At 61.0% G+C, this 14,063-nt stretch carries 12 protein-coding genes; 7 read left to right on the top strand and 5 right to left on the bottom strand.

Going from position 1 to position 14,063, the window contains the following annotated elements; all coding sequences use genetic code 11:
- Positions 1-69 precede the first annotated feature (69 nt).
- A complete protein-coding gene (locus AC0T4W_RS19920) occupies positions 70-1,560 on the bottom strand; it encodes a flavin-containing monooxygenase (RefSeq protein ID WP_476321966.1) in 1,491 nt (496 codons plus the stop codon).
- Positions 1,561-1,712: 152 nt separating this feature from the next.
- Complete coding sequence (locus AC0T4W_RS19915; protein ID WP_476321964.1) at positions 1,713-2,315, bottom strand: nitroreductase family protein; 603 nt, start codon at positions 2,313-2,315, stop codon at positions 1,713-1,715.
- Between the two features lie 152 nt (positions 2,316-2,467).
- Here AC0T4W_RS19915 and AC0T4W_RS19910 point away from each other — a divergent pair, with 152 nt between their 5' ends.
- The 7 genes from AC0T4W_RS19910 (at position 2,468) to AC0T4W_RS19880 (ending at position 8,485) form a co-directional block, all read left to right on the top strand.
- Positions 2,468-3,406: a class I SAM-dependent methyltransferase gene (locus tag AC0T4W_RS19910; RefSeq protein ID WP_476321962.1), complete on the top strand. Its 939-nt coding sequence runs from the start codon at positions 2,468-2,470 to the stop codon at positions 3,404-3,406.
- Positions 3,407-3,575: 169 nt separating this feature from the next.
- The gene (locus AC0T4W_RS19905) at positions 3,576-4,502 is read left to right on the top strand and encodes a hypothetical protein (RefSeq protein ID WP_476321960.1); all 927 of its coding nucleotides are present in this window, start codon (positions 3,576-3,578) and stop codon (positions 4,500-4,502) included.
- Positions 4,503-4,562: 60 nt separating this feature from the next.
- Positions 4,563-5,708, top strand: a complete 1,146-nt coding sequence (locus AC0T4W_RS19900) for an MlaE family ABC transporter permease (protein ID WP_476321958.1) — start codon at positions 4,563-4,565, stop codon at positions 5,706-5,708.
- Positions 5,705-6,493, top strand: coding sequence for an ABC transporter ATP-binding protein (locus AC0T4W_RS19895; protein WP_476321956.1), 789 nt, complete (start codon positions 5,705-5,707; stop codon positions 6,491-6,493). Before AC0T4W_RS19900 ends, AC0T4W_RS19895 begins: the two co-directional genes overlap by 4 nt.
- A complete protein-coding gene (locus tag AC0T4W_RS19890; protein ID WP_476321954.1) occupies positions 6,494-7,411 on the top strand; it encodes an MlaD family protein in 918 nt (305 codons plus the stop codon).
- Positions 7,408-8,025, top strand: a complete 618-nt coding sequence (locus AC0T4W_RS19885) for an ABC-type transport auxiliary lipoprotein family protein (RefSeq protein ID WP_476321952.1) — start codon at positions 7,408-7,410, stop codon at positions 8,023-8,025. The genes AC0T4W_RS19890 and AC0T4W_RS19885 overlap by 4 nt, the downstream gene beginning before the upstream one ends.
- A 22-nt stretch (positions 8,026-8,047) precedes the next feature.
- The gene (locus tag AC0T4W_RS19880) at positions 8,048-8,485 is read left to right on the top strand and encodes a nucleoside deaminase (protein WP_476321950.1); all 438 of its coding nucleotides are present in this window, start codon (positions 8,048-8,050) and stop codon (positions 8,483-8,485) included.
- Between the two features lie 2 nt (positions 8,486-8,487).
- Here the strand turns inward: AC0T4W_RS19880 and AC0T4W_RS19875 are convergent, their stop codons facing one another.
- From AC0T4W_RS19875 to hslO, 3 genes are all read right to left on the bottom strand, one after another.
- Positions 8,488-10,416: a RecQ family ATP-dependent DNA helicase gene (locus AC0T4W_RS19875; RefSeq protein WP_476321948.1), complete on the bottom strand. Its 1,929-nt coding sequence runs from the start codon at positions 10,414-10,416 to the stop codon at positions 8,488-8,490.
- Positions 10,417-11,359: 943 nt separating this feature from the next.
- Positions 11,360-12,901: a phosphoenolpyruvate carboxykinase gene (locus AC0T4W_RS19870; RefSeq protein ID WP_476321946.1), complete on the bottom strand. Its 1,542-nt coding sequence runs from the start codon at positions 12,899-12,901 to the stop codon at positions 11,360-11,362.
- Between the two features lie 156 nt (positions 12,902-13,057).
- Positions 13,058-13,945 carry an Hsp33 family molecular chaperone HslO gene (hslO, locus tag AC0T4W_RS19865; protein ID WP_476321944.1) on the bottom strand — a complete coding sequence of 296 codons (888 nt, stop codon included), beginning with the start codon at positions 13,943-13,945 and terminating at the stop codon, positions 13,058-13,060.
- Between the last annotated feature and the right edge of the window lie 118 nt (positions 13,946-14,063).

Raw genomic sequence — 14,063 nt, 5'->3', positions numbered from 1 at the left:
AAATGGCCACATCTCTGTAAGCATAATGCGCCAAGCAGCCATAGCGTTTGGCTTACATTGTTTTGCAGTTTAGACAGCGGTGGCTGTAGCGGCTGACTCGCCGACATGCGGTGAACTGAACTCCAGGTAACCGTCCTCAACCTTGCCATAACGCAGCAGCGCCAGATCCAGCAGGTAATTCTGATAGAGCTTCCACGGCGCGCGATCACCCTGACTGGGGATCTTGTCCGCTGCGCGTTTGATATAGCCGCTGGCCAGGTCGAGGAACGGCGCATTTTTAACCTGCCGCGCCGTGTCACGCGGGGTGCATTGGCGCATGCCGTTGGCATCCATATGGTTGATCAGCCGGCAGAAGTATTCGCTGGAAAGATCCGCCTTGAGCGTCCAGCTGGCATTGGTGTAACCCAGCACCACGGCGGCATTGGGCAAATCACGCAGCATAATGCCGCGATAGCCCATGCTCTTGGCCGCATCGAAGGGTACGCCATCCACTGCCACCTGCATGCCGCCAAACAGCTGCAGCTCCAGGCCGGTGGCGCTGATAATCACATCCGCTGGCAGCTCCTGACCGGACTTCAGGCGGATGCCCTTGGCGGTAAAGCCATCGATATGTTCAGTCACCACTGAGGCCTTGCCCTGGCGCAGTACCTTGAACAGGTCGCCATTGGGCACAGCACACACCCGCTCATCCCAGGGTTTGTAGTGCGGGCTGAAGTGGCGCATGTCGAAGTCCTTACCCAACTGATGCCGGGCCATACCGAGCAAGGCTTTGCGCACCAGGCTGGGGAAGGCTTTGGACAGTTTGTAGAAGCCCAGCTGCACCGCCACGTTGCGCGTGCGCGCCAGGCGGTAAACCCAGGTTTCCGGCAGGAAACGGCGCAGGAAGGCGGAAATCGGATCGCCCTGGGGCAGGCTCACTACATAGGTCGGCGAGCGTTGCAGCATGGTCACGTGCTTGGCTTTGTCGGTCATCGCCGGCACCAGGGTCACCGCCGTCGCGCCGCTGCCGATTACCACCACGCTCTTGCCGCTGTAGTCGAAGTTATCCGGCCACAGCTGCGGGTGAATAAATTCGCCCTGGAACTGTTCGCGGCCTTTGAATTGCGGGGTATAGCCCGCTTCGTAGCGGTAATAGCCGGTGCACATCAGCAGGTGCTGGCAGCTCAGCTTGATCGGCTCAGGCTCGTCGCCGCGCTGCACCTGCAGGGTCCAGGTGGCGCGCTCGCTGCACCAGTCGGCCTTGAGCACCTTGTGCTGAAAGCGGATATGTTCCTGGATACCGTTTTCCTGCGCGGTTTCCTCGATATAACTGCGGATCGACGGGCCGTCGGCAATCGCCAGCGGGTTGGTCCAGGGTTTGAAGTTGTAGCCGAGGGTGAACATGTCCGAGTCGGAACGGATGCCCGGATAGCGGAACAAGTCCCAGGTGCCGCCGAGAGCCGCACGGCCTTCGAGGATGGCGAAGCGTTTGCCGGGACAGTGCTTCATCAGGTGGTAGGCCGCACCAATGCCGGACAGGCCGGCACCAATGATCAAGACGTCCAGATGTTCGGCAGACATGGGGGCTCCTCAGGCTTTTTCTTATGGTAATGCCCGCCAGATTCACCCCCAATAGCGCGTTTGTCATCCAACCTTTAGTGGTGTGATCAGGCGCAGGCTGACCACAGTTATGGCTGAAGAATGACCAAAACGCTCAGAGATCTGCCCAGTAATCAGAAGCTGTTGCGCAACACCACTTCGTTAAACGGCAGCTTGCCGATGCGCGGCTTGGGCTCGATGGTTTTCTTGCCGACGGCGACCATCAGGGCGATCACATGGTTGGCCGGCAGCTTAATCAGCTTGGCCACCGCATCGAAATCGAAGCCGTCCATTGGGCAGGAATCCAGACCTTTGCCGCGTGCGGCGAGCATCAGGGTCTGCGCCATCAGGCCGCAACTGCGCATGGTTTCATCGCGCTGCACCTGTGGTTTGTCGCGGTAGTAGGTGTCGATGGCGCCAGCCATATAGGCCTGCACTTCTTGCGGAGCGCCGTCCCAAACACGGCCGACATCCTCCTGCCAGCTGTCGAGCTTGGCGCACACCACCACCAGCATCGACGCATCGGTCACCTGCGCCTGACCCCAAGCCACTTCGCGCAGCTGCTGACGTTGCGCCGGATCGCCGACTTCGACCAGGCGCACGTGCTGCAGATTGAACGCCGATGGCGCGAGCAGGGCCAGTTGCAGCAGCTCATCCTTCTCGGCGTCACTCAGGGTAAATGCCGGGTCATAACCTTTGACGGCGCGGCGGCTGCGGATGGCTTCATCGATATGCATGGGGGTTCCTTGTATACAGGGTGGGAAAGGCCGCAATGCTAGGCACTTGCCATGGGTAAAGCCAAACGCCTTTACCGATAACAATCATCGATACAGACGATTCGAGTCGACCGCCTGTTAAAATCGCCGCCTCGCCAAATCGACCGCAGCCCATGACCCCAGACGCCCTCGCCACCCTGCAGCAACACCTGCTCGACGCCCTGACTGCGCCGCCCAATGAAACCCGCCGCCTGTTTCACGGCCGTGGCCGCTGCTGGCCGGGGCTGGAGCAGGTCACCGTGGATTGGCTGCAGGGCGTGCTGCTGGTGGCGCTATTCAAGCCGGTGAGCGATGCTGAACTGACCGCATTGCAGCAGATGCTGCTCGACCTCGGTCAATCCGTCGCCTGGCAGCAGAGCGGCGCACACAGCCTGTTGCTGCAACAGCGCTACCTGCCCGAGAGCCCGACCCTGTGGCTACTCGGCGAGCAGGTTGAGCACTGGGATATTTGCGAGCACGGTCTGCACTACCGGCTCGATCTGGGTAAAAAGCAAAACAGCGGGCTGTTTCTCGATATGCGTTATGGTCGCCAATGGGTGCAGGCGCAGGCGGTGGGCAAGCGCGTGCTCAACCTGTTCGCCTACACCTGCGGCTTCTCGGTGGCGGCGCTGGCCGGCGGCGCGCGTCAGGTGGTCAATCTGGACATGGCCAGGGCCGCGCTCAGCCGGGGTCGCGATAATCACCGGCTAAACCAGCACGACCTGAGCCAGGTGGTGTTTCTCGGCCACGACCTGTTCAAGTCCTGGGGCAAGGTGGGCAAATATGGCCCCTATGACCTGATCATCATCGACCCGCCGTCCTTCCAGCGCGGCAGTTTTGTGCTGAGCAAGGACTACCCGAAGGTCCTGCGCCGTCTGCCCGAGCTGTTGAGCGCGGACGGAGTGGTACTGGCCTGCAGCAATGAGCCAGAAATCGGCCCGGATTATCTGATCCAGACCATGGCCAGCGAAGCGCCGAGCCTGCGCTTTAGCGAGCGTCTTGCAAACCCACCGGAATTCCCCGACAGCCAGCCGGACAGTGCCCTGAAGGCCCTGGTATTTCATCAGGGCTAAAGCGAGCGTATGTGGTGCATGGCGAGAGCAGCATTGGGGCTGTCCTGGAGACGACCTGCAACTGCCTGCAAACGCAGCCCCTTCGCCCAGGCTGATGGGCAAACTGCGTGCTACCTTGAAGAGGGCCTGTTGGTTTATTCCCGCCGCTTGCCCGATCCGGAGATGCTTTATGTCCAGTCTTTACCGCTTGGTCACCCGCAGTGATTTTGACGGCCTGGTGTGCGCCGCCCTGCTCAAACACCTCAACCTGATCGACGACATCCTCTTCGTCCACCCCAAGGACATGCAGGACGGCAAGGTGGCGATCACCAGCAACGATATCACCACCAACCTACCCTACGTTCCCGGCTGTTACCTGGCGTTTGACCACCACCTCAGCGAAACCATCCGCAACCAGCCGGCGAGCAATCACCTGATCGATGCCGATGCGCCCTCGGCAGCCAGGGTGGTGTGGAAGCACTACGGCGGCCACGACGCCTTCCCGCGTGACTGGGACGAAATGATGGAGGCTGTGGACAAGGCCGATGCCGCGCAATTCAGCCGTGACGAAATCCTCGACCCGCAGGGCTGGGAACTGCTGAGCTTTATCATGGATGCACGCACCGGCCTCGGCCGTTTTCGCGACTTCCGTATCTCCAACTACCAACTGATGATGCAGCTGATCGACTTCTGCCAGACCCACGGCATTGCTGAAATCCTCGAATTGCCGGATGTTGATGAGCGCGTGGCGCTGTATCTGGAGCACCAGCGCGAGGCCAAGGCGCAGATCCAGCGCTGCGCCACGGTCTACCACAACCTGGTGGTGCTGGATCTGCGCAACGAGGAGACCATCTATGCGGTCAACCGCTTCGTCATCTATGCGCTGTACCCGCAGTGCAATATCTCGATCCACGTGATGTGGGGCGTTAAACAGCAAAACACCGTGTTCGCCATCGGCAAATCAATTCTCGACCGCAGCTCCACTACCAATGTCGGCGAGCTGTGCCTGAGCTATAACGGCGGCGGCCATGCCAACGCCGGCACCTGCCAGGTGGCCAACGAGGATGCCGAAGCGGCGCTGCGCGAGCTGATCGCTGAAATCACTGCTGACGGTTAAACCTAGATATAGCGCAAGCAGGCTGGGCGTAGCCTCGGCTAGAAGGTTAAGCTGTGTGCCATGAGCACAGCCCCCTTTATCACCCCGCTTGAATCCAGCCGCACGGATGCGCCCTTTGGCTTGCGCATCGGCGGCGACTGGACGCTGCCTCACTACGCCAGCCTGGAAACCGAGGTGCTGGCACTGCGCGGCACGCTGAACAGCGCCGCCAGTATCGACCTGCAAGACCTTGGCGCGTTGGACACCGCTGGCGCTGCGCTGCTGGTGGAATTGCTTGGCAGCCAACGCCTGGCGCAACTGGCCAATGATGCACCGGGCCTGGCCAGCGAGCGCCGCACGTTGCTGCAGACGGTTGGCAGCGCGATTGCGGATGCCGGCGATGCACTGCCAACCAAACGTATCCCCGCCTGGCGCGAGGTTTTCGGGCAGATCGGCCAAGCTGTGGAAGAGCTCTGGCAGCAAGGCGTGGCGCTGCTCGGCTTTATCGGCATGACCCTGGCGGCGATGTTCGCCATCCTGCTGCGCCCCGGCCGCTGGCGCATCACTTCGCTGGTCGCACATCTGCAACAGAGCGGCCTGAATGCCGTGCCCATCGTCGCCCTGCTGACCTTTCTGGTCGGCGCGGTGGTGGCCTTTCTCGGTGCCACGGTGCTCGCAGACTTTGGCGCGAGCATCTACACGGTCGATCTGGTAGCGTTCTCCTTTCTGCGGGAATTCGGCGTGCTGCTCACCGCCATTCTGATGGCCGGACGCACTGCCAGCGCCTTTACTGCGCAAATCGGCTCGATGAAGGCCAACGAAGAAATCGACGCCATTCGCACCCTCGGCCTCAACCCGCTGGAGCTGCTGGTGCTGCCACGGGTGTTCGCCCTGCTGATCGCTCTGCCGATCCTCACCTTTATCGCCATGCTCAGCGGCATCCTCGGCGGCGCAGTGGTCTGTGCCCTAAGCCTGGATATCTCGCCGGCCATGTACCTGACCATGCTGCAGGAAAATATCGCCCTCAAACACTTTCTGGTGGGCATGGCCAAGGCGCCGGTATTTGCTTTTCTGATTGCCGTGATTGGCTGTCTGGAAGGCTTCAAGGTCACCGGTAGCGCGCAATCGGTGGGCGAGCGCACCACCTCCAGCGTGGTCCAGTCGATTTTCGTGGTGATCGTGCTCGACGCCCTGGCGGCGCTGTTCCTGATGGAGATGGGCTGGTGACGGGCGAAGCGATTATCGAAGTACGCAACCTGGTCAACCGCTTCGGCGCGCAGACCGTCCACCAGGACCTTGATCTGGACCTGTACCGCGGCGAAGTGCTCGGCGTGGTCGGCGGCTCGGGCACCGGCAAGTCAGTACTGCTGCGCAGCATTCTCGGCTTACGCGCTGCCAACTCTGGCACCGTACGGGTATTTGGCGAGGAACTGCTGAGCCTGTCACCCGAGCAGCGCTCGCAGCTGGAGCGGCGTTTCGGCGTGCTCTATCAGCGCGGCGCGCTGTTTTCCTCGCTGACGGTGACCGAAAACGTCGCTCTACCGCTGCTCGAACATGCCGGTCTCACACGCGCTGCCGCCGAACGCCTGGCCCAGGTCAAACTGGCGCTGGTTGGCCTGCCGCGCGACGCTGGCGACAAATATCCGACCGAACTGTCCGGAGGCATGATCAAGCGTGCCGCTCTAGCCAGGGCGTTGGCCCTAGAACCGGACATTCTGTTTCTCGACGAACCCACCGCCGGGCTCGACCCGATTGGCGCGGCGGCCTTCGATCAATTGATTCTGACCCTGCGTGATGCACTGGGCCTCAGCGTGTTTCTGGTTACCCATGACCTGGATACGCTCTACACCATCTGCGATCGGGTGGCCGTATTGGCGGAAAAGCGCGTGCTAGTAGCCGATAGCCTCGACGTCGTAGCCGCCACCGACAACCCGTGGATACACGACTATTTTCACGGCCCGCGCGGACGCGCAGCCGAACAGGCCGCCAACCGCGCGCCAGGGAGCAACTGAATGGAACCGCGTGCCCACCACGTATTGATTGGCCTGTTTACCGTGCTGATGGTTGCCGCAGCACTGGGCTTTGCCATGTGGCTGAACTCAGCTAACTCAGAGAGTGAGTTCAACGATTACGAGGTGATCTTCGAAGAGGCGGTCAGCGGCCTGTCCCAGGGCAGCGCCGTGCAGTACAGCGGGATCAAGATCGGCGATGTGATTAGCCTGAGCCTGGACAAGGACGACCCACGCAAGGTGCATGCGCATATCCGGGTCGGCGCCAACACGCCGATCAAGGAAGACACTCGCGCGCGCTTATCGATCACGGGCATCACTGGCGCGGCGCTGATCCAGCTGCACAGCGGCACCCCAGAGAGCCCCTTGCTCAAGGGGCAGGGCGGACAGAGGGCGCAGATCATCGCCGATCCGTCGCCTTTGTCACGCCTGATGGCCAACGGCGAGGACCTCATGATCAGCATCACCAGCCTGCTTGAGCGTGCCAATCAAGTGTTCTCCCAAAACAACGTGAGAAGCATCACGCACACCCTGAAAAACATCGAGCAGACCAGCGCCAGCGTCGCCGAGCAGCGCGACGAACTGCGCCTGGCCCTACAGCAGATCAGCAGCGCCAGCCACGAAGCCGCCGAGCTAATGCGTAACGCCAACCAGTTGGTCAACACCGATGGGCGCGCCGCCTTTGCCAATGCCAACCGCATGCTGGCTTCCCTGGAACGCAGCAGCGGCCAGGTGGAAAGCATACTCAACAGCAACCGCGAGGCCATCGATGGCGGTCTGCAAGGTTTCAACGAGCTCGGCCCGACCATTATCGAATTGCGTGAAACCCTCAGCACCCTGCGTTCATTCGCCCGCCGCCTGGAGGAAGATCCAGCCGGCTACCTGTTGCGCAGCGAAACCATCAAGGAGTTTCAACCATGAGTCGTCTTCGCTTGCTCGCCGCCCTGCTGCTGATCGGCAGCCTGGCCGCCTGCTCGGTCTTGCCGAAAAGCCAGGCGCTGAGCATCTACCGCCTGCCCGCCAGTAGCCTGCCCAGCCATGACGCCAATGCTGATTGGGCGCTGCGAGTGAACAAGCCCTACAGCAACCAACTGCTCGACAGCACGCGGATTGCTGTATTGCCGCCGGGCGACCAGATTAGCGCCTACCAGGGCGTGCGCTGGAGCGACCGCGCACCGCTGCTGCTGCGAGACCGGCTGATCGATGCCTTCCTCGACGACGGCCGCCTCAAGGCCGTGAGCAGCGATGAGAGCCGCCTGCAGGCCGACCTTGAGCTGGACGGCGACTTGCGCGCCTTTCACAGCGAATACCAGAACGGCCGCCCGACCGCGCGCATCCTGTTCGAAGCGCGCCTGGTGCAGAGCGGCAGCCTGCGCATCCTCGCCAGCCGGCGCTTTGAAGTCAGCCAAGCGGCCAGCGACACCTCGGTGCCGGCGGTGGTCAACGCCTTTGGCCAGGCTGGCGATCAACTGGCACGCGATGTACTGGAATGGACCGTGCAGCAAGGCCAGGCAACGCAAAAAGCAGTGAACTGAGCAGTTTTAGCGAGGGCGAACCATGGACACGTTTATGCAAGCGGCCATCGACGAAGCCCGCCAGGGCCTGGCGGAAGGCGGTATCCCGATTGGCTCGGTGCTGGTGCATAACGGTCAGATTATCGGCCGTGGCCACAACCGCCGCGTGCAACAAGGCAGCGCCATCCGCCACGGCGAGATGGACGCCCTGGAAAACGCCGGCCGACAAAGTGCGCAGACCTACCGCGAATGCACCCTCTACACCACCCTGTCGCCCTGCGCGATGTGCAGCGGGGCGATCCTGCTGTATGGCATCCCCAAGGTGATCATCGGCGAAAACCAGACCTTTCTCGGTGAAGAAGCGCTGCTACGCGAGCGCGGCGTTCAACTCGACGTGCTGCACAACAGCGAATGCCTGCACATGATGCAAGGCTTTATCGCCGCCCAGCCGACGCTGTGGAGCGAGGATATCGGCGAGTAGAGCTAGTGCTGCTGCGCTATCAACCACTCACGCACCTCGGCATAGGGATAATCTTCCAGCGCGGCAAAACCGCCGAGCTGGCGCGCCTTGAGCTTGGTAAACAGCGGCACGCTGATACCGCAGAGAAAGCGCGTCAGGCATTCGGCGCTCGGCTGACTGCCTTTGAGTTCCTGGTGTTTGCGCACAAAGCCGTCGCATAGGCTACGCACATCCTGCTCCGCCAGCGGCGGCAAGGCCGGCGGCTCGGGTAGGAGGGCAACTTGGCCCTGACACACCGAGCAATGGCCGCACTGCTGCGGCGAGTTGGCGTCACCAAAATAGGCGGCCAGGCGCTGGCTCAGGCACTGCTCGCTGGCAAACAGCGTGAGCATGGCGTGGATGCGTTTGATCTCGCTGGCTTCCTGCTGGCTGAAATAGCTGTGTAATTCGGTGCTCAAGGCCGCCGGATCAAAGCCTGGGTCGAGCAGCGCGTAGACCTCGGTCATCTGCTTGCTTTCCAGTTCGACCCAGCCCTTTTCCTGGAAGTAATCCAGCGCCTTGATCACCCGCCCGCGCTCGGCCTGATGCTGCTGGTAGAGCTGGTCGAAATCCACCGTGCACCAGGTACGGGCACGCTGTGAGGTGCTGATCAGTGCCTCGACGAACTGCCGTCGCTCGCCGTCGAACTTCTCCAGCAGCGCTTCGGGCTCCAGCAGATATTTGAAGCGATACTCGGCGAAATAGGCATAACGCGGGGCGATGATGCCGCGTAGCTCCAGCTGCACCAGCAGGGTTTTCAGCGGCAGCTGGCGGATATTGCTCTGCTCGGAAAGCTGGTTGAGCATCAGCTCCCACTCGCCACTCTGACTGCTGCCTAGCAACTCATCCAGCACGCAACGAATGCCCTCCAGCTCCGGCGTATCGCCGTAAACGAAGTTTTCCAGCACGTTGAGGCTGTCGCGGTTAGCCAGCACCAGGCAATCGGAGGACTGGCCATCGCGCCCAGCCCGTCCGATTTCCTGGCTGTAGTTTTCGATGGATTTGGGCAGATCGAAGTGCAGCACATTGCGGATATCCGACTTGTCGATGCCCATACCGAAGGCGATGGTGGCGACGATGCAGTTGATCTGCCCGGCCATAAACTGGCGCTGAATCACTTCGCGCGCCTCATGGGCCATGCCGGCATGGTAGGCGCTGGCGGGGATGCCGCGCTGGCTCAGGCGCGCGGCCACCTGCTCGGCAGTCTTCTGCTGAGTGACGTAGACAATGCTCGGCTGCCCGGCTTTGGCGCCCAGCCACTGCTCAAGGCGGCGCTGCTTGTCGGCGCCACTGACCGGCTCCACCAGCAGGTTGAGGTTGGCGCGATAGAAGCCAGTGGTGACCACGTCATCGGCGGCGATAGCGAATTTCTTCTGCATGTCGGCAATTACTGGCGGCGTGGCTGTGGCGGTCAGCAACAGCACCTGAGGGATGCCGAACTGGCGCTGGTAGTCCGGCAGCTTGAGGTAATCCGGGCGGAAGTTATGCCCCCACTCGGAGATACAGTGGGCCTCGTCAATCACCAGCAGGGAAATCGGCACCTGGCTGATGAAATTGCGAAAACGCTCATTCTTCAGGCGCTCGACCGAGATCATCAGAATTTTCAGCTCGCCGGATTTCGCCCGCGCCATTACCTCGCTGGCCTCCTCGCGACTTTGCGCCGAGTCGATGCTGGCGGCGCTGATGCCACGGCCATGCAGAAACGCCAGCTGATCCTGCATCAGCGCCAGCAAGGGCGAAACCACCAGAGTCAGGTGCGGCAAATGCAGCGCCGGCAGTTGGTAACACAGCGACTTGCCCGAGCCGGTGGGAAAGATCGCCGCCGCCGAACGGCCCGCCAGCACAGCAGTCACCACCCGTTCCTGACCGGGACGCAGTTGCTGAAAGCCAAACACACGCTCAAGGGTACTCATAGCTGTCACTCCATCGACCGCTCCAGCGGCAAACAATGATTAATTCCTACAGGCCGCGCTGCTATTGCCAATCCAACTAACACCCACGGCAACACAGGCGTACATTTAAACCATGCAAACAAAAAAGGAGAAGAGTATGCAGGTATCTGGTTTCAGCGGCAGCTTGTCGATTGCCCACTAGATCGCTCAAAACCCAGGCCAGATGGCTGCGCAGCATAGGCCCCGGTCAAACCGGAGTAGCTGACGTAGCGGCCGGCCGATGCGTAATCTTGCGGGAAGATCTCAGGCTTGCCGTCAGTTGTGCCAAACCATAGACCTAACGCTGCCATACAACTCGAAAGCGCCAGCGGTCACCCGCGACATATCGACACCTACCTGGCAGTAGCCAGTCATGCAAAAGTCGACAGTTGCAGGCAAAGACCCTGGAAATCGCCTGAGTTGCCAACCCCGATAGTGCTGTGGCCCGAGACAACCATAGAGCAACATCCAAGGCCGTGCAGAGCGGCCACCTGAGCAAATGAGCAACATGCAATACGCGCAAACGTGCTTGATCTGTTAGCAGATATGCACCCAAAGCCGCCTCCGGGCGGCTTTTCCGTTTTTCTTGCAGCGACAAAGCACCGTGGGAGGGGCTTTAGCCGCGACAAGCACCTTAAAAGCTCGCCGCTAAAGCGCCTCTTATCAAAAAAAATAACTCATTGTTTTATATAGATAAATTAAATCCGCATAACGACCTGTAGGAGCGGGCCATGCCCGCGAAACGCATCGCGGGCATGGCCCGCTCCTACAGGTACCTACAAGCCGAAAGACGCAATTGCCCCCAGTTTGCTGCGCGACAGCGCGGCGTCTGGACGACGGGGGATCTCCTACAGGTTATCGCGATAAATTCCATGCATAAAAAAACCGCCGATCAAGGCGGTTTTTTCAATGCAGCAGTTACAGCTTAGAGCTGCGGGCCGGCGTTTTTGATGGCCTCGCTTACGTCGAACTTCTGGAAGTTTTCGATAAACAGCTTGGCCAGGCCTTTGGCGGCTTCATCGTAGGCGTTCTGGTCTTCCCAGGTGTTGCGTGGGTTGAGCAGGTTGGTTTCAACGCCTGGTACCGATTTCGGCACGCTCAGGTTGATGATAGGCAGCAGCTCGGTTTCGCTACCGATCAGCGCGCCGCTCTGGATCGCAGCGATCACACCACGAGTGGTCGGGATGTTGAAGCGCTTGCCAACACCGTAGCCACCGCCAGTCCAGCCGGTGTTAACCAGGTAAACCTTGGAGCCGAAGCCCTGGATGCGCTTGATCAGCAGCTCAGCGTACTCGCCAGCCGGGCGCGGGAAAAATGGCGCGCCGAAGCAGGTGGAGAAGGTCGACTTGATGCCGCCGCCGCTGCCCATTTCGGTGGAACCGACCAGCGCGGTGTAGCCGGAGAGGAAGTGGTAAGCCGCTTGCTCTTCGTTGAGGATGGACACGGGCGGCAGTACGCCCGTCAGGTCGCAGGTGAGGAAAATTACTGCGTTCGGTTCGCCGCCGAGGTTCTTCTCGCTGCGCTTCTCAACCAGCTCCAGCGGATAGGCTGCGCGGCTGTTCTGGGTCAGGCTGTCGTCGGCGTAGTTGGGTACGCGATTTTCGTCGAGGACGACGTTTTCCAACACGGCGCCAAACTGAATGGCTTTCCAGATCACCGGCTCGTTCTTCTCGGACAAGTCGATGCACTTGGCGTAGCAACCGCCTTCGATGTTGAACACCACGCCCACGCCCCAGCCGTGCTCGTCGTCACCGATCAGGTAACGGCTTGGGTCAGCCGACAGGGTGGTTTTGCCGGTGCCGGACAGACCGAAGAACAAGGTCACGTCGCCTTCTTCACCGATGTTGGCCGCGCAGTGCATCGGCAGCACGTCGGCGTCCGGGAGCAGGAAGTTCTGCACGCTGAACATGGCTTTCTTCATTTCACCGGCGTAACGCATACCGGCGATCAGGACTTTCTTGGCGGCGAAGTTAAGGATCACGCAGCCATCGGAGTTGGTGCCATCACGCTCGGGCACGCACTCGAAGTTGGCGACGTTGAGCACTTGCCATTCGTCCTTGCCAGCCGGGTTGTACTGCTCCGGGTTGATAAACAGGCAACGGCCGAACAGGTTCTGCCAAGCGGTGGCGGTGGTCATCTTGACCGGCAGGTAGTGCGCGTCGGCAGACCCTACATGAACGTAGGAGACGAAGCTGTCCTGGGCGTCGGAGAACGCCTGAACGCGATCCCACAAGGCATCGAACTTGTCAGCCGGGAACGGACGGTTGATCGCGCCCCAGGCGATTTTCGCCTCGGTGCTCGGCTCTTGCACGATGAAGCGATCAGCCGGCGAACGACCCGTGCGATGGCCTGTGCGTACGACCAGGGAGCCGTTGGCGGCCAGCTCGCCTTCACCGCGACGAAGGGCTTCTTCGACCAGTTGGGCAGCGCTGATGTCGGTGTACACGGCGTTGTTGGCTTGCGTCATGTGGGTCCCCGTCGGCCAAACGGCCGAGTCTTCCGAACGTTTTGTAGTAGAAAATCGAGCACTACTACAGCGAAAAAAGTGCGCCGGATTATGCCAGAAAAAGCCGGCTGCGGGTGCAGCCTCTGATCAGCCCGGCGCGGCTTGCGACAGTTTGCCTCAGTGGCGAGTATCCGATGGCGCATCCGTGTTGCCATCAATAAACAGCTGCAGCACATCGGCCGCATCGAACAGATAACGCTCATTGCAGAACTGGCAATCAATTTCTACGCTGCCGCCATGCTCCTGCACCAACGCTTCGGCATCGGCCTGGCCGAGGCTGATCAGTGCCCGGCTGGAACGCTCACGCGAGCAGCTGCAGCGGAACTGCAGTGCACGCGGATCAAACAGGCGCAGCGCCTCCCGGTGATACAGACGGTGCAGCAGGGTTTCGTTATCTAAGCCCAGCAGCTCTTCGGCCTTCAACGTATCGGCCAGGGCCATGGCGTGCTGCCAGCTGGCCTCGCGCTCATCGGCTTCCTTCAGGCGATCAGCCGGCAACTGCTGCAACAGCAGGCCGCGAGCACGCTGACCGTCGGCGCTGAGCCAAAAACGCGTAGGCAATTGCTCAGAGGTGGCGAAATAATTGGTCAGGCAATCGGCCAGGGTGTCGCCCTCTAGGTCGACAATGCCTTGATAACGCTGCCCGGATTTCGGGTCAACGGTCATGGCCAGCACGCCGTCGGGCATCAATTCGCGCAAGCTGGCATCGGCAGTGATCTGCTCGGCATGGTAACGGGCGATACCGCGCAGCTCGCCTTCGCTAGAGCATTCGACCATCAGCAAGGGCACGGCGCCGGAGGAGCGTGCCTGGAGGATCAGCAGGCCTTCGAATTTCAGCGTGCCGATCAGCAAGGAGGCGGCGGCCAGCAGCTCACCGAGCAGCTGGGCGACCGGCTGCGGGTAACTGTGTTTGGCCAGCACATGGCTGTAGCTGTCGGTCAAGCCGACCAGCTCACCGCGAATATCGCTGTCGTCGAACAAGAAGCGTTGGGAAAAATCAGACATGCCAACTTCACTGAATGTGACTCGGCCCGCGATTTTAGGCGCAAACGCCCATCCGACCAAGCGCCTCTTATCTATCGGCGCTGCGGGAGAGGCTATCGACGCGCGCAAGCGGCCTCTG

This window comes from Pseudomonas sp. C7.1, assembly GCF_056312395.1.
The sequence above is the reverse complement of the archived record's forward strand: the minus strand, read 5'-3'. Positions and strand labels throughout refer to the sequence as shown.

Excerpts from the sequence above, each read along its gene's own strand:
- AC0T4W_RS19920 (WP_476321966.1), bottom strand. The coding sequence starts at position 1,560 with ATGTCTGCCGAACATCTGGACGTCTTGATCATTGGTGCCGGCCTGTCC.
- AC0T4W_RS19915 (WP_476321964.1), bottom strand. The coding sequence starts at position 2,315 with ATGCATATCGATGAAGCCATCCGCAGCCGCCGCGCCGTCAAAGGTTAT.
- hslO (WP_476321944.1), bottom strand. The coding sequence starts at position 13,945 with ATGTCTGATTTTTCCCAACGCTTCTTGTTCGACGACAGCGATATTCGC.
- AC0T4W_RS19870 (WP_476321946.1), bottom strand. The coding sequence starts at position 12,901 with ATGACGCAAGCCAACAACGCCGTGTACACCGACATCAGCGCTGCCCAA.
- AC0T4W_RS19885 (WP_476321952.1), top strand. The coding sequence starts at position 7,408 with ATGAGTCGTCTTCGCTTGCTCGCCGCCCTGCTGCTGATCGGCAGCCTG.
- AC0T4W_RS19880 (WP_476321950.1), top strand. The coding sequence starts at position 8,048 with ATGGACACGTTTATGCAAGCGGCCATCGACGAAGCCCGCCAGGGCCTG.
- AC0T4W_RS19905 (WP_476321960.1), top strand. The coding sequence starts at position 3,576 with ATGTCCAGTCTTTACCGCTTGGTCACCCGCAGTGATTTTGACGGCCTG.
- AC0T4W_RS19910 (WP_476321962.1), top strand. The coding sequence starts at position 2,468 with ATGACCCCAGACGCCCTCGCCACCCTGCAGCAACACCTGCTCGACGCC.
- AC0T4W_RS19900 (WP_476321958.1), top strand. The coding sequence starts at position 4,563 with ATGAGCACAGCCCCCTTTATCACCCCGCTTGAATCCAGCCGCACGGAT.
- AC0T4W_RS19890 (WP_476321954.1), top strand. The coding sequence starts at position 6,494 with ATGGAACCGCGTGCCCACCACGTATTGATTGGCCTGTTTACCGTGCTG.
- AC0T4W_RS19875 (WP_476321948.1), bottom strand. The coding sequence starts at position 10,416 with ATGAGTACCCTTGAGCGTGTGTTTGGCTTTCAGCAACTGCGTCCCGGT.